This is a genomic window from Flavobacterium sp., assembly GCF_031537875.1.
In the GTDB taxonomy this organism is placed as follows: domain Bacteria; phylum Bacteroidota; class Bacteroidia; order Flavobacteriales; family Flavobacteriaceae; genus Flavobacterium.
On the sequence record NZ_JAVKNB010000011.1, the window covers coordinates 276,506 to 293,131 of the forward strand.

Below are 16,626 nucleotides of genomic sequence, written 5' to 3' on the forward strand. Positions count from 1 at the left end.
CTTTCTTTATTGTTCCATTGGAACTTCTATCAGTAATAATTCAGTTCCTTCGTGGACTTGAATATCTAATTTTTCTACATCCCAAATTCCTATTGCATCTCGTGTTTCTAATGCTGTCCCATTAATGGTTGCAGTTCCTGAAATTATCATAGTGTATACTCCATTTCCTTCTTTCTTGATGGGATATTCTATGTTCATTGATTGCTCAAATTTTCCAATATGAAACCAAGCATCTTGATAAATCCACACTCCTTCATCTTCTGGATTAGGAGATAGAATTTGTTGTAAAGTATTGATCCGGTCTTCGGGCTGTAATGAAATTTGTTGGTAACGGGGTTCGACATTTCGAAATTTTGGGAAAACCCAAATCTGGAATAGTTTAGTTCTTTGGTCGGGATTCGGATTGAATTCGCTGTGTTGAATTCCAGTTCCTGCACTCATTACTTGTACATCACCTTGTTTGATAGTAGAAGAATTTCCCATGCTATCTTTGTGGGCTAAATCTCCTTCTAGTGGAATCGTGATAATTTCCATATTGTCGTGTGGATGCGTTCCAAAACCCATTCCAGCCGCAATAGTATCATCATTCAAAACACGTAACATTCCAAACTGAATGCGTTCTGGATTGTACCAACTAGCAAAACTAAAACTGTGGTAAGCATTCAACCAACCGTGATCGGCATGACCTCTTGAATTGGCTTTGTGTAAAACGGTATTTTTCATAGTAAGTTGGATTTAATTTTGAGTAAGCGGAAGTAATTTAAAGTAAGTTACAAAAAATTTATTGTTTTTGATGGTCCCAATCACTTCTGCTTTTCGAATACTTGCGCAAAAACCATCTTTGGCATGGGCATCGCCATGAGCATCAATAGAAGTACCTTCTGCAAAATAGGGTTTCCCATCAATTCGAACAGCCAAGTCGCAACTTTTACCTTCCATTTTAAATTGGCATTGGCCACAAGAAGCTTCTACTATTTGAATTTTTGAATTTTCTTTTTTGGCTTGTGCCAATATCACGGCGCTACTTAAAACAAATAAAAAAGTTAGTATTTTTTTCATGGAATTAGTGTGATTTTAATAATGATATCTGCACGAAACAATGATTAAATTTGATTCTCTAAAGGTGTAAACCAATCGATGTTCTGTGTCGATTCTTCTTGACCAAAATCCTTGTAAATCATGTTTCAATCCTTCTGGATTTCCAATACCTTCAAAAGGAGTGCGAAGACATGATTTGATTAATTCGTTGATTCGTTTGAGTTTGGATTTATCGGTTTTTTGCCAATATAAATAATCTTCCCAAGCTTGAATTTGCCAAGAAACTATCATTCTTCAATTAATTGATTTTGAATAATTGATTGGTTTTCCTGAACGTCTTTTACAGATTGAAGTAAGATGTCTCTGTTTTTTCCAGACAATAAATAGTTGGTTTCGTTTAAGGCATTGTATTCTTCTAGCGAAATCAAAACAAGATCTTTGTTATCTTTTCGCTTTACAATTATTTCTTCCATATCATCTGTGACAGAATCCATCCATTTTTTTAGATTTAATCGTAAATCAGTGTAATTGATGACTTTCATTTTTCATAAATTTAGAATACAAAATTATAAAAAAATAACGTAAATAAGTACTTAAACAATAAATTAATCTTCCTCTTCAATTTCAAATTCGGCATCTTTTTCCCAGATTTCCATTTCGCAGGGCTTGCAATTGAATTTCAGTTTGTATTCCAATTCGCCTTGTTTTAATACCAATGGTTCCTTGACTTTAACGCCTAAAGTGTCTTTGTGGTATTTTGGACATTTTTCAAGTTCGTATTTGATGCAATATTTGGTAGTCATCACTCGGGATTTTCCTGGATCCCATTGCAATTCGAAGGCTTTTTCAATTTCAGTAACGCCGTGACGCTCGTAGAATTTTCGTGCCAATTTATTAGCAACATTGTAGGTAAAATCCAATTGATCTACAGGAAATGGATGGTCGGTTTTAACAATTTGATGTTCCTCTCGCTTGTAATTTGCCAAACGAATTTCAGTCAATTGTTCGTAAACCGTTCGACGCATTTCGTTAATTTTTGAAATTGGTAAAAACCAATTGTCTGAAAACTGAATTGTAATTTCATCAGCCGTATAAGGTGTAAAACCGGTTTTAGCTAATTGGGTTTTGATGTTGTCTTCAATAGATAGATTGTTTTTGGTTGGCTCTTTGGCGTGTTCCAAATGAACTTTACTCACATAACCATCTTCGTCAGTGGCGATTAATTCAAAACCAGTTTCATTTTCGGTTAAAACCAAAGTGGTGCTGATTTTTCGAACCGCACTGTCTTCGCGTTCTACAATTTTGATGAAAGCTGCATCGTTGTTGCGATAAATGAAAGTGCCATCTTTGATTTCTTTGAGAACATTTGGGTAAATGATTCCGTTTTCGGCACGATTGACATAAATTCCGTCGGCTTCGTTGTTTTCGTTAATGAAACACAAACCGTCACCATTATTGAGTAATTCGCCATTTTCAATTTGGTATGAATTGCCAATGGTTTTAATCAGTTTACCAATGTATTGTCCTTTGGACTTTGGGCTTTCCCATGAACCAATGCTTTGATGCCTTTCGTTGACGAAATAATCAGTATAGCCTCGGTTGAAAGTGCGGTTCAATTCCGAATCGAAAGTAAACGTACATTTTCCAGAAGATGCTTTGGTGTAATTGGGGTTTTGTTCTAAAAAGGTATCTAACTTTTTACGAAGAAACGAAACATTATTTTTAACATACACCATGTCTTTTAAACGACCTTCGATTTTAAAAGAAACAATTCCGGCTTCAATCAAGTTTGGAATTTGATCCGTTACATCAAAATCTTTGATGGAAAGCAAGTGACTATTTTTGATTAAAGTATCGCCATGACCATCAATTAAATTGTACGGTAAACGACAGTTTTGAGCGCAAGAACCACGATTTGCTGAGCGTTCGCCATTGGCCACACTCATATAACAATTCCCGCTGAAAGCCACGCACAATGCACCGGTAACAAAAAATTCCAATTCTACATCGGTCGCTTCTCTGATTTCATTGATTTGGTGTAAGTTCAATTCGCGGGCTAAAACCACACGCTTGATTCCTGCGTCGGCAAGGAATTTAATATTTTTTGGATCACGATTATTGGCTTGTGTACTGGCGTGCAAAACGATAGGCGGTAACTCCATTTCCATAATCGCCATGTCCTGAATAATCAAGGCATCAACGCCAATATGGTACAATTCCCAAATCATTTGACGACAAGTTTCGAGTTCGTTGTCGTATAAAATAGTGTTGATTACTACAAATACTTGGGCGTGATACAAATGTGCATATTGTACCAAAGCCGCCACATCTTCCATAGAGTTGTGAGCATTGGAACGTGCGCCAAATTGTGGAGCACCAATATACACTGCATCGGCACCACTATTGATAGCAGCCATACCGTGTAATAAATCTTTGGCAGGCGCTAGTATTTCGATTTTCTTTTTCATTATTGGATTACTTTCTTTTAGAAAAATAAGACTGCAAAGTTCTTATAAATAATTGGGATTTTTTGGAAAAAGTTTCAAAGTTTATACTCGTCTTTTTCTTAAACATATAAGTCTTATAAGTTCCAACAATAAGTCACTTCTCGCTCAATCGAAGAACATACGAGTAGGTATGCACTTCAGTCTAAAAAACACTTTCTCCAAAAATCAATAGATTATGATCTGGGTCGAGTATGGAAAATTCTTTTTGTCCCCAGGGTTTTGTTTGTAGATGTCCAGCTGGGTGAATGGCTACTTTATTTTTTAAAAGCTCATTATAAACACCTTCTATTCCTTGGGTTCTGATATAGACTTGACCGTAATTTTCAAGCGGGTTAAGGTTTGAAAATTCAAAAAAATGCAATTGGATTTGGTCTTTTTGTACCATCAAATAGCCCTCAAAGTCGGCTCCAAAAACTTCAAATCCCATTTGATTACAATAGAATTCTCTAGTTATGGCTTTGTTGCGCATGGGCAGTTTTGGATGGGTTTGTTTGAGCATTGAATAGTCTAATGATTAATCCCGAATCTTGACAATTTGTTAATAGATTTCAAGGCTCTTTCTATATTTACTTCTTTAACTATCTCATTTTTTGAAATAGACTTTTGAACAGATTTTAAATTAGATAGTTCAAGATTATCAAATATTTTAGTTTGCTCCCCTAAATCAAATATTTTAGACCAATCATTTTTAGAGATTAGCTTTAATCTGTCATATATAGCTTTAACATCAATAACTTCCACCTCGATTTCATTTGATAATGATTTAATACTATTTGCATCTAAATTATTCTGTTCGATATATGAAAGTAATTTATTTCCAATGGCAATATCTCTACTATTAAGATTTTTGGCTCTTTTTATTTTATTTGAAATTTCCCAAATATCAGTGGAGAACTCTTTTAATTCTTCAGTCTCTATAGACCATTTAGAAACACCATCCCAAAATTTATTTCCGAAACCTAAAATTTTATTGATACTCATCAAATTATTTTCTGATTTGTTATCAATTTCTTCTGTTTCTATCTCTCTAGCTAAGACTTGTTCTTTTGTTATAAAGAAATCAGAATATTGATCGAAATTGAATTTATAATTTTCATCTTTTAATAACTTCCAACTTGATTCTCTTTTTGCATATTCTGAAATCAGTGAATTATTTGAAGATTTAACCAATTGATGGTAAACGAAAACTATTAATTTTTGCAATTCGTTTACAATTACTGCATCAACACGTTGTTCTTCATAAATTTTCCATAAATCAATTTTGTTATCAGTTAAATGATGAAAATAGGAAAGTGTATAAGCAACCGTAAATGATTTTAAATTTGTGTCACCAATGGCATCAATGTTTTTTCTACCAAAAAGTTTGTCTACTACTTTAAAGAGAATAGCATTTGCGATTAATTTTTTATAAAAATTTTCGCCAGGAAATTTATTTTTCTTAACTAATTCATTAATCTTTTTGGTGTAATGAATAAAATTCTTCTGAGCACCTTGTGAAACATAGTGGGGCTCTAATTCCCAAATATTTATGTACTTAGCAACGTCAGATTTAACAAATTTCTGATTGGTAGGATTTTGTTCCTTGAATTTTCTTTGTTGAGCTGGAGTAGTTAATTTATTTAAAGATTCTTTGTATTGACCATTAACACGTTCAAAATACCATAAGGTAGACATGTTTCTATTTTCTGGATCAATAACATATTTTTTTCTTGATAATGATTCAATTTGAACGAAATATGGGTTATTAGAAGATAAATCTAATTCAGAAACTTTGTTTTGACTATTGGCATATCTAGCAATATTAGGAACTTCAATGTTTTTTTGTTCAACATCTTTAATTACCGTTAATTTCATCTGAACAAAAACATTGCTCAAATCTGCATCTTTAAACTTTTTCTGTGTATGAAATAGTGAGGCGGTAGTTTGCCCCCCATTTACAATCTGAAAATCTAATAGTTTTGTTAAGTACAATTGATTATCATTAATAATAGTTTCTACGTTTTCTGCGGTTGCAGTAATACCATTATTATACGGTAGAAACATTTGCGGTTTTTCTCTTATCGTATCTCTTATACCTTTATTAAATTTACCTGTTTGACCTAAAAAAGCCCTAACATTACTTTCTAATAATTCATTTGAATATTCTTTGTAAAGTTTTGATAATACTTCACCTGGTAAAATTGCTAAATAACATTCATACAGCTCATTAATATTTGGCATTTTTAAACATTGAATACCATATTGATTATTTGAAATTAACTCTTTAAAATCAATCTCAATCGGCTCTCTATTGCTTGACGATTCACTTAACTTATAAAATCTAGGAATATCCCAAACATGAACAAAAATATCTAAATCATCAAATCCTTTTATGGTGATTTTCTCTAAATCGTGATTAGAATTACCGTTGATTAAAAAATAAATATTTATTCTGTCAAAATTTGCTTTCTGCTTTAAAATGATTTTTAATAACTGATTCAACTCAGTTTGAGCAGGATCAATATAATCAATATGCCCTTTTAGCGCAGCATTTAAAAACTTCTTTATTTGATTTATACTTTTATTAAAGTCATCTTTAGTAATGTTATAATCGTAGGAAGTTTTATCGAAATAGGTTATAAATAAATCTAATGTTTCAAAGTAAACCTTGTTAGAATCATCTTTGAATTCATCTTTTAGACAATATCCATTTATTTTCCAATCAATTCTTCCTTGAGAATCAGGATTTATATAAGATAATACTCTGGCGCCTTCTGATTTACCAATATTGTCCAATATTTCAATGCAATGTTCCGTAAATTTATCTTCAAAACTTGCTCCTTCACCATCTGAATATACTAATGCAGCTATATCAGACTGAATGGCTTCAATATAATTTTTTAATCCTCTCTCCATTATTTTATTAATTCAAGAATTGATTCATTACTTACTAAAAATTGTTCTATTGCTGATAATTCAATGTTGTATTTTGTGTCAAACAGACCAACAGGTAAATCTGAAGTTACCAATCTTGGAAAATCACTACTAACGTTATAAAAATTTCTTTTTCTAAAAGCATATTGACGGTTGTAATTTTCAAAATCTTCATCAAAATAGCCAACTAATAAAAGTCTTTCATTGAAAAATTTTAAAGCATTCTGATTATTGTTAATTTTAGTTCTGATTTGCTCGATAATAGTATTTAATGAAAATCCTTTATCCTTAACTTCTTCGACCACGTATAACACTAAATATAATTTTGTTAGATTTTCATTGTCTAACTGTCTTTCACTTGAAATCTTAACTTTTGGAACTTTTGATGAAGTTAACTTTACTTCAATACCAAATGAACCAAAACAGAAGTCTTTATCATTAAAATCTGGACCAGTCCAACTTTCTAATAAAGCATCAATTGAATATTCTTCATCTAATAATGAATTGAACAATAAAAGTTCTCCGATTAATCCTTTTTGTTTTTCAATTGTTAGCCCTTGAAAATTTATTTTGTCAAATAATTTCTTCCATTTTAAAACAACATTTGATGTATCAACTAATGCTTCATTTTCAGTAACACTTTTTGAAATTTCTTCTACAATATTTTCAATAAACAAACTAAAGATGTCTTTCAATTGGTTGTCTAAAAGATAAATATGTAACTCTTTTGCATCTTCAAATTCAAATATTTCAATGAATAAACCCTTGAACTTAAAATTTTTAAATTCAGGAAATTTAGCATTTTTTGAAGTTTCAAATATGTATAAATGATTACCAGTTATATGATTTGTTGCCGCAAAACATTTGAACGGTTTTACATGTTCAAGTTGTGTTTTTATAATAATTTCATCAGTTGGAACATGACTTTCCCAAATAGATTTAATACTTACCATAATTATTCGTTTTCAGAATTATCATCATCTTCCATTGGCTCTAAGTCTAGTTCTTCTTTTATTGTTGCAGAATAAGAAACTTGAACTTCATTTTCAATTTTAGGAAAATGCAAACTATAACCTATGATTGGAATTCCGTTCTCAACATTTGTAGTACCTCTTTCGTCTAAAGCATAAATTAGAAGTAAACCTTTGCTTTCATTGGCTCTTCTCTCTTTAATGCTTCCTGTGCCATTTTCTAATAAATCTACCTGACGATCTACAATATCATCAATTTGATTTTTTGTTATTTTATATAAATCACCCGGCTCAGTTTGATTTCTGACACTACAAACTAATTCAATTTCTTTTCCATTAGCTGATAATTTATATTTTTGAGTGTCATACTCTGTTCTATTTTCAGGGTTTTTAATTACTCCTTCATCATATAATAATGCCTTTTCACCTGTATTAGATACAATACAAATATTCCACTCTCTAATATTATTACATGTATTCTGATTTTTAATATAATCTGATATTATTTGATTATTTATTGAAGGAATATTTATTTTATAATTCTCAATAAAATCAGTTAACGCATCTATTTGAATATTTCTATACAATAGGTATCTAACTTTTTTTCTTTTTGTAATTATATTTTCATCTTTTGGGAAACCTAATCTTTCAAATAAATTTTTGAGATTATTAAAATTGTTTTGAATCGATTTTTGGTCTTTAAACAACAAATATGTTTGTGGATTATGACCAGAAAACGAAATCTTAATATTTTGCGCCCAAAAAAGTTTAGCAACACTTGTTATAGCTAATAATCCATGATGATTTCTAACTTTTAATGTAAAATCTTTAGGTTTTAAATTACGAGTAGTCATTTCATCAAAATCATATCTCATTTCTTCAGTTGCCATAGTGATATGGTTAAACCATTCATAAATGGTTTCTGTTGTGTATAATCTACACAAATCAACATAACCAGGTCTATAACCAAACCATCTACCCATTTGCATCAAAGAATCATACATTCTTGTTGTTCTCAAATAATAACTAGTTGATAAACCTTCTAAAGTTATTCCTCTAGCCAATCTGCCACCTCCAACAGCTATTACAGACAAACCCTCTTCATACCTAGAGTAATCAATCTCATCAATATTATGGTATTCTAAATTAGTCGTAGAACGAGTTCCATGAACTGCTCGAACATCAATTTTTGAAGCTGCTTTCTTTAATTCAGCTTTTACACCTTCCCAATCATGCAGTTCAATTCTACTGTCTTTGTAATCTATATTTTCAATTACATTTTCGGTTGTTGGTAAAAAATCATTTAAAAATAATTCTTCCAATTCCTTTAAAAATTGAGAATCATTAGCGCTTATGTAATTTTTAAAAACTTTCATTCTTTTATTGACCAAAGATGCTACTCTGTCAATCCATTTAACATAAAGAGCAACATGAACTAACATAGAATTATGTTTTTTTTTATGTCCTCTTAATCTTCTAATAGCACAAGTAAGAATAAATGATTTTAAAGCTGTTTCAAGACTTTCAGGTAAATATTCTGGTAAATCATCCTTATTATTTTTATTTATTGTCTTAAAAAATGGAGGATCATAATCGTCAATAACTCTGAATACATTTAGCGGTTCATGACTTTCTCCAGTTATCGGATTTTCTAAACCAAATATTTTAGCTGCACCAATATAATTTTTTGGTGCTATAATATTTATAATAAAATCTTTAGGAAATAAATCTTCGCCTATAAAGTAGGTTTTACCCTTTACAACTGTAGTTAATTCATCATTAAAATCTTGTGGAATAAATAAGTTAGCATAAGGAGTTGCTGTATATCCAACAAATGTGTTTTGATCAAATACATTTAATAAAGTTCTAATTAACTTATTTATGGCTTTGATGTCATTTATGTCTTTAGTTGCATTAACGGAAGCAGCATCAGCCTCATCATCAATAATCAATGCAGGAACATCAAATAATTTTGGTTGACCATTCACAATTCTAATATTAGAATCCTTAGAAAACCAATCTATCAAATTTTCAAGAATGCTTTTATTTTTTTTAATTACAAAAACAATTGGATTTTTCCCAATCGGAATATTTAATCTATTAGCAACTTTTCTGTCAAAATCACCTTCATCACCAGTTCGATAATAAGAGGAAGTTAATGAATAGATATCTGTATTAACTTTGTACTTCCCTGCGCCAATGATTCTGTTTTCACCATTATTATTTATATAAGCTGAACTACTTCTGCCTATGAATCCCTCGTCAATACGTTCTTGCGTTTGTCTTCTTAATGAGCTTATTGTACCTGCAATGACTATAATAACTTTATATCCTGCATCAGTTGCTTTATTTATTAAACCAACATAATTTGAAGTTTTGCCTGATTGTACATGACCTACAACCATTCCTCGTCTATCCCAAGAACCTGTTTCTTTTGGATTATAACACTTATCTAATATCTTATCTGTAAAATCATCTAAATCATTAATAGGAAAAGAAGGATCTTTTTCATACATGTATGATTTATATCTACTCCACAATTCCCAATTAATTTCATCTTTTCTTGAATAAAGCCAAGGTGTTATATCACCATTCATTTCTGTAATTGAACCTTTGCCTATGCTGAAATCTGCTACTAATATTTCAAATAATTCTATTTTATCAATTGATTGCCCAACCGATGACATTGTCGCTTCAACTCTGTCAATAATGTTCAAAATTATTTCATCTGTAATTTCTTCCTTTTGTTTTGCATGGGACAAAAGTGTATGCGCTATTAATCTAGCCGAGTTTTTTATATTGTTCATATTAAATAGTCATTTATTAATGGAAATAAATTGAAAGGAGTTGAATTCATTATTTGCTGTTTAGCCAAATTTTCAGGTACTCCTTGAATTATATAAATTTTATATAATTCAACTGCTAAATGGATTAAATCATCGCTAGGAATTTCAGGAATGCTTTCTAACTCATGAAAAGAAGGGTCTTCGTTCTGATTATATAAAATTAACTCTAAAGGAACATTTTCTTCAATAAGCTTTAAAGCTTTTGAAAAAAGCTTGTTTTCTTTTTCAGAATCAAGCAATTGTTTTATGATGGGATGCTTTTTATTTATTTTGTATTTCTTTATTCCTTCTCTGTTTGTTTCATCTTTCCACAAACTCTCAAAAGATTGACTGTTATTTTCTGAAGTCCCTGTTTTTGGACCTCTCCAATTATATATTTTTGCAGACTTCATTACAGCCATTTTAGCAATTCTGGCTAATTCTTTTCGTATTTCAATTGGCGGTGTTGCAGTTGATTTCTTTATATCAAGGTTCCAATCAAAATCATTTGCATTCGGGAAGTTAATAGCAATCCTAGCTAGTTTCGAATACTCTCTCTTTTTTTCAATTCCTAACCAATCTCCAGATACAAGTAATCTGTCACCTCGATATATATAAAAACCTTGTTGTTGATACCATCCTAATGGTCCACCTGATTTATTATAATCTTCATTACTAATTTTTGACATATGAGGCAAAATAAAATATGTTACTTCAACATTGTTGATTAACACTTCTAATTGTCCCATTTCAGGCTTTGGAGTAAGGTTTAGCAGAAAAGGATTCCATGGTTCTATTTCATGGGTATTTGTAAAAAGTTTAATTTTTTTACTTTCAATAAAACGATGAAAAACTAAACTTAAATGATCATTTACGGTAGTCATTTCTTGATAGAAAGCATTTTTAACAGCCTCGTTCTCAACTTTAGAATTACCTACGATTCTATCTAATAATTCCCAAACAATAAAAGTTCCACTTTTTAATTTATCAACTTTATCTAAATAAGATTCATTAGAAACATAATCTAATAAAGTCCATTCTTCTTCGCTGTTAATAAAATCAATGTCCCAACAACGTTTAATTGTCGCAAAACCTTCTTTTTTTGTAATAACTGTAAGCCTTTTACATTGTGAGAATGAAGCTGTTTTTAGCCCCATACCAAATCTTCCCAAATCTTTTTCATCTCTAGTGTCTTCTGGATCTTTACTGCCAGGAGTCATAGCAATAATTAACTCCGGTAAATTCATCCCTTTACCATTATCGAGAATTGAAATAACAGAATCGTTACCTTTCCACAAAAAATCAATTTCTATATTATCAGCATTAGCAGAAATACTATTGTCAATGATATCCGCTATTGCAGTTGAAAGGTTATAACCAAAACTACGATATGAATTTATTGTTGATTTTGGATTTGGCTTGGCGTTTTCGGCTTTGTATTGTTTGTATTGGGGCATAGTACTTTTTATATCATTTCTTTAATTTTCTTAGCAATTCCTTCTGCCATCAAAACGGGTACAGCATTCCCGATTTGTTTAAATGCAGCGGTTCTGTTAGATTCAAAGAAATAATCATCAGGGAAAGATTGGATTCTTGCGGCTTCTCTAACTGTTATCGAACGATTTTGCGTTATGTCTGGGTGTATATAATAGTGTCCATCTGCACAGATGTGTGCTACAACTGTATGTGAAACACCTTTGTGGTTAACCACTTGAAATCTATTTTTAAATGTGGAGGTATTATTATGCTTGATTAGTCTTGAAGGTAATTCTGCATAATTTAATCTTTTGCCTTCATTTGTCCATTTTTCAATAGCAATTTTATAAATTTCTAAATCATTTTCATTATTAAATCTAGAAACGTGTTGTGTTGTAAAATCAATTCCATTTCGGATTCCTGTTGTTTCTAAATAAGCATTTGTTTTTTTTGCATATTTGGAAACATTCCATTCTCCTTGTCCGCTTTTTATTTTGGGTAAATCTGAAAATAAATGTTTTAATATTTCAAAATTATTTTCTTTGACTTCAAAATGAGGGTATTTGAAATCTAATTCTTTCTTCCAGCCAATAATGATTACTCTTTTTCGGTCTTGTAGAACTCCAAAATTTTTAGCATTTAATATTGATTTTTCTAGTTCATAGCCTGCATCTCTGACTGCTTCAAAAATTTTATCTAGGTAAATCCCATTACTTGCGGACAAAATTCCGGGAACATTTTCAAACACAAACATTTTAGGATTGTATCGTTTTAAAAACTCAACATAATGAAGATATAAATGATTTCTAGGATCATCTTCCATGTTTTTTCTTGCTCTTCCAGCTACTGAATAGGCTTGACATGGAGGGCCTCCAATTACTAAATCAACTTGGTTTTCACCAAGTTCATTATCAATTTTTTCAAAAATTGAAGGTAAAGTTGTCGTTGAAATTTCTTTATTAATGACAGATTCAATTAGATTCTTAGGTGTTTTATCCCACAATTCCTGTCTTGAAATTTTACCTTTTAGATAGTCGTAGTAGGTATTTATTTGACTGTTTTCTTTTAAATAATGAAATGCCGTTCTAGTTTTTAGAGTATCGCAGGCGTCTTTATTCATTTCTACGTGTGCAATTGGATTAAATCCATTACGGATAAATCCTTCGGATAAACCACCTGCACCCGCAAATAAATCTATGTAATTCATTTTTTTATTTTTTAAAAAAATATTCGATTGGTTTTTTGTAATATTCAGCTAGTACCAAAAGTTTGGCAGCACTAATGTTCTTTACTCCATTTTCAATTTTGGACAAAGTACTTTGACGAATAATTTTATCGTTTTGTACTTTTATTTGGGTATAACCTAATTCTTCTCTAGCTTTAACTAATTGATGTGAAATGATTTGGTTGATTTTTTTTTCTGTCATAGGAGTAGAAATAAAATTGGGATTTTACTTAACAATATTAATAAGTTAAAATCGTTATTCCATTTTGGAATAACATGATTGTAAGTATATAAAAATCAATTGTTTAATATAAACTTTGTTTTGTAATTGTTGGTTGTGTGATTGTCTTTTATATTACATTTTTCTTATGAAAACTACACCCGCGTGAGGGATAGCAGCGGCATCCTTTTGTTTTTAGATTGCCGCGTCTTAACCTCGCAATGTCTAAACAAAAGATAGAGCGTATTGCCCGACCTGTTATGGCGAGGCCACGAAGCCAACAGGACACGCCCAAATTTTTTACAAAAAAAAGCCCCAAGTTTCCTTGAGGCTTTTGATTGTATGAGAAGTTGGTTTTAAGAAACCGCTTCTTTGATTCGGCGTAACGCTTCTTTTAAAATGTCATCGCTAGTCGCATAAGAGAAACGAATACAGTTTGGATTTCCAAAAGCGTCTCCTGTTACGGTAGCCACATTGGCTTCTGCCAAAAGGTACATAGAAAAATCGTTAGCATCTTTAATTTCGGTTCCTTTCAAGGTTTTTCCGAAGAAAGAAGAAACGTCTGGGAATACATAAAAAGCACCTTCTGGCACGTTGATTTTCATTCCTGGAATTTCTTTGATTAATCCTACCACTAAATCTCTACGGCTATGGAAAGCATTCACCATGTGTTTTAAAACTGATGGGTCAGCATCTACGGCAGTAATGGTTGCGCGTTGAGCCACAGAGTTAGCTCCACTGGTTACTTGTCCTTGAATTTTGGTACACGCTTTGGCAATGAATTCTGGCGCACCAATGTAACCAATTCTATATCCTGTCATAGCGAAAGCTTTGGCAACTCCGTTTACAGTAATTGTTTTTTCTAACATGCCTGGGATAGAAGCAATACTGCAAAAAGTCCCAGAGAAGTTGATGTGTTCGTAAATTTCGTCAGCTACTACATAGATGTTTGGGTATTTTTCTAACACTTTTGCTAAAGCAGTTAATTCTTCACGGCTGTACACAGAACCACTTGGATTACAAGGTGAACTGAACCACATCATTTTAGTTTTTGGCGTGATAGCCGCTTCTAATTGCTCTGGCGTGATTTTAAAATCAGACTCCACAGAAGTTGGTACCTCTACTGGAACTCCACCCGAAAGTTTTACGATTTCGAAATAAGAAACCCAATACGGTGCAGGTAAAATTACTTCATCACCATCATTTAACATGACTTGTGCAATGTTGTATAAAGATTGTTTTGCTCCTGTAGAAACTACGATTTGAGATGGTTTGTAGTCTAAATCATTGTCTCTTTTGAATTTTCTACAGATTGCCTCTTTTAATTCGGCATATCCATCTACTGGAGAGTAGGTGCTGTAATTTTCGTCAATGGCTTTTTTAGCGGCTTCTTTAATGAAGTCTGGCGTGTTGAAATCAGGTTCTCCTAAGCTTAAACTGATGATGTCTTTTCCTTGTGCTTTTAATTCTCTGGCTAAAGCAGCCATGGCTAATGTTTGTGATGTAGCTAAGTTGTTAATTCTGTCTGAAAGTGGATTGCTCATTTTCTATTGTATTGAATGGTCTAATTCTTCTTTGTTGGAATTAGGTATAGTTAGTATTAGTTTTTAGTTTATGCGCTTAATTCGGGTTTCATTCCTAAGTTTTTCAGGTGAGTAAAATGCGAAAGAATGGCTTCTCTAGTGGTTTTAAATTCGTGATACGGAAGATTACATTCTTTGGCAGTTTGTTTCACAAACTCGGCAATTTTATCGTAATGTACATGCGAAATATTCGGAAAAATATGGTGTTCGATTTGGTGATTCAAACCACCTGTATAATAATTCACTAACCAATTTTTTGGTGCAAAATTAGCAGTGGTGTACAATTGGTGAACGGCCCAAGTATTTTCTATTTCTCCATTTTCGTTTGGAATTGGATTTTCGGTTTCATCTACTACGTGTGCCAATTGAAAGACTACACTCAAAATCAATCCTGCGGTGTAGTGCATTACTAAAAAGCCTAGAATTACTTTCCACCAAGTAACGCCTAATACCATTGGAATAACTAGCCAAATGGAGAAATAAATGACTTTGGTAATGATTAATGTAGTCCAACGAATCGCTGGTTTTTTGAATTCACCATACGATAAGTTGCGTTTTAGGTAACGTTTCATTTGAAGAAAATCAGTAGTGATTGCCCAATTGAAAGTTAATAAACCGTATAAAAAAACAGAGTAATAATGTTGGAATTTATGGTAGTTGTACCATTTAGCTGTTTTAGAAAAACGCAAAATACGTCCTGCTTCTAAATCTTCGTCATGGCCTAAAATGTTGGTATAGGTATGGTGTAAAACGTTGTGTTGTACTTGCCAATTGTATACGTTTCCTGCCAAGATATAGATGCTGCCTCCCATGAATTTGTTCACCCATGATTTGTTAGAGTAGGCGCCGTGATTACCATCGTGCATTACATTCATTCCTACGCCAGCCATTCCTACACCTATGATTAGGTTGAGTAGGAGGTACGTCCAAAAGGGCATATCCATTGCCAATAAGAAGAAATAAGGCGTTAAGAAAATAGAAAACATCACAATTGTTTTGAGATGCAATTTCCAGTTGCCAGTTTTATCAAGGTTGTTTTCTTTGAAATAATTGTTGACCCGCGAGTTTAATGTTCTAAAAAATTTTAGATCGTCTTGCTTTGCAAATGTTGGAGCGGTCTGATTCATAATATTGTTATAATAATCAACAAAGATAATTATTATAAATTTTCGATGTGCAAAAATGAACTACTATTTCCAATCTAAAAACAGTACTTTTGTTAAAAATTTTTAAAATGGAAGCGATTCTGAAGTATTTTCCTAATCTAACCGAAGTTCAAAAAGAACAATTCCAACAGTTAGATTCTTTATACCACGATTGGAACGAAAAAATCAATGTCATTTCGCGCAAAGATATTGATGCATTATATACTAAACACGTTTTGCATTCCTTAGGGATTGCTAAAATACAGGCTTTTGAACCAGGTACTTACGTTTTGGATGTAGGTACTGGCGGTGGTTTTCCAGGTATTCCGTTGGCGATACTTTTTCCAGAAACGCGTTTTTATTTGATTGATGTCATTGCCAAAAAAATAAAAGTGGTTCAGGCTGTTGCTGATGCTTTAGGATTAAAAAATGTGAAAGCCGAACAAATTCGCGCCGAAAATGTAAAAGGGGATTTTGACTTCATCGTAAGTCGTGCTGTAACCAATATGCCTGATTTTGTTTCTTGGGTAAAGACCAAAATCAAAAAACAACACAAACACGAATTAAAAAACGGCATCCTCTACCTTAAAGGAGGCGACTTAACCGAAGAGTTAGCAGCTTTTCCAAAAGCCAGTTTGTATGACTTAGCCGATATCTTTGAAGATGAATTTTTTGAGACAAAGAAAGTCGTGCACTTACCGTTGAAATTTACGATATAAGATA

General features: G+C 32.0%; 15 protein-coding genes. 1 reads left to right on the forward strand and 14 read right to left on the reverse strand.

Annotated elements, in window-relative coordinates:
- Positions 1–6: 6 nt before the first annotated feature.
- The 14 genes from RMR09_RS08490 to RMR09_RS08555 form a co-directional block, all read right to left on the reverse strand.
- Complete coding sequence (locus tag RMR09_RS08490) at positions 7–723, reverse strand: pirin family protein (RefSeq protein WP_310595366.1); 717 nt, start codon at positions 721–723, stop codon at positions 7–9.
- Positions 724–735: 12 nt separating this feature from the next.
- Complete coding sequence (locus RMR09_RS08495) at positions 736–1,059, reverse strand: DUF6370 family protein (RefSeq protein ID WP_310595367.1); 324 nt, start codon at positions 1,057–1,059, stop codon at positions 736–738.
- Positions 1,060–1,074: 15 nt separating this feature from the next.
- A complete protein-coding gene (locus RMR09_RS08500; RefSeq protein ID WP_310595368.1) occupies positions 1,075–1,329 on the reverse strand; it encodes a Txe/YoeB family addiction module toxin in 255 nt (84 codons plus the stop codon).
- A complete protein-coding gene (locus tag RMR09_RS08505; RefSeq protein ID WP_310595369.1) occupies positions 1,326–1,580 on the reverse strand; it encodes a type II toxin-antitoxin system prevent-host-death family antitoxin in 255 nt (84 codons plus the stop codon). Before RMR09_RS08505 ends, RMR09_RS08500 begins: the two co-directional genes overlap by 4 nt.
- Before the next feature lie 63 nt (positions 1,581–1,643).
- Positions 1,644–3,506, reverse strand: coding sequence for a U32 family peptidase (locus RMR09_RS08510; protein ID WP_310595370.1), 1,863 nt, complete (start codon positions 3,504–3,506; stop codon positions 1,644–1,646).
- A 181-nt stretch (positions 3,507–3,687) separates the two neighbouring features.
- On the reverse strand, positions 3,688–4,044 hold the full coding sequence (locus RMR09_RS08515; protein ID WP_310595371.1) for a VOC family protein: 357 nt from the start codon (positions 4,042–4,044) through the stop codon (positions 3,688–3,690).
- An 8-nt stretch (positions 4,045–4,052) separates the two neighbouring features.
- Entirely contained in the window at positions 4,053–6,440 is a 2,388-nt protein-coding gene (locus RMR09_RS08520; protein WP_310595372.1) for an AIPR family protein, read from the reverse strand.
- Complete coding sequence (locus RMR09_RS08525) at positions 6,440–7,411, reverse strand: PD-(D/E)XK motif protein (protein WP_310595373.1); 972 nt, start codon at positions 7,409–7,411, stop codon at positions 6,440–6,442. The genes RMR09_RS08520 and RMR09_RS08525 overlap by 1 nt, the downstream gene beginning before the upstream one ends.
- 2 nt (positions 7,412–7,413) lie before the next feature.
- Positions 7,414–10,236 (reverse strand): Z1 domain-containing protein, encoded by a 2,823-nt coding sequence (locus RMR09_RS08530; RefSeq protein ID WP_310595374.1) that lies wholly within the window; start codon positions 10,234–10,236, stop codon positions 7,414–7,416.
- Positions 10,233–11,711, reverse strand: a complete 1,479-nt coding sequence (locus tag RMR09_RS08535; RefSeq protein ID WP_310595375.1) for an ATP-binding protein — start codon at positions 11,709–11,711, stop codon at positions 10,233–10,235. Before RMR09_RS08535 ends, RMR09_RS08530 begins: the two co-directional genes overlap by 4 nt.
- A gap of 8 nt (positions 11,712–11,719) precedes the next feature.
- Positions 11,720–12,937 carry a DNA cytosine methyltransferase gene (locus tag RMR09_RS08540; RefSeq protein WP_310595376.1) on the reverse strand — a complete coding sequence of 406 codons (1,218 nt, stop codon included), beginning with the start codon at positions 12,935–12,937 and terminating at the stop codon, positions 11,720–11,722.
- 4 nt (positions 12,938–12,941) lie between these two features.
- Complete coding sequence (locus RMR09_RS08545) at positions 12,942–13,157, reverse strand: helix-turn-helix transcriptional regulator (protein ID WP_310595377.1); 216 nt, start codon at positions 13,155–13,157, stop codon at positions 12,942–12,944.
- A gap of 374 nt (positions 13,158–13,531) precedes the next feature.
- Complete coding sequence (locus RMR09_RS08550; RefSeq protein ID WP_310595378.1) at positions 13,532–14,719, reverse strand: pyridoxal phosphate-dependent aminotransferase; 1,188 nt, start codon at positions 14,717–14,719, stop codon at positions 13,532–13,534.
- 68 nt (positions 14,720–14,787) lie between these two features.
- The gene (locus tag RMR09_RS08555) at positions 14,788–15,885 is read right to left on the reverse strand and encodes an acyl-CoA desaturase (RefSeq protein ID WP_310595379.1); all 1,098 of its coding nucleotides are present in this window, start codon (positions 15,883–15,885) and stop codon (positions 14,788–14,790) included.
- 107 nt (positions 15,886–15,992) lie between these two features.
- Between RMR09_RS08555 and rsmG the strand changes: the two genes are divergently transcribed.
- On the forward strand, positions 15,993–16,622 hold the full coding sequence (gene rsmG / locus RMR09_RS08560; RefSeq protein ID WP_310595380.1) for a 16S rRNA (guanine(527)-N(7))-methyltransferase RsmG: 630 nt from the start codon (positions 15,993–15,995) through the stop codon (positions 16,620–16,622).
- Positions 16,623–16,626: the final 4 nt, after the last annotated feature.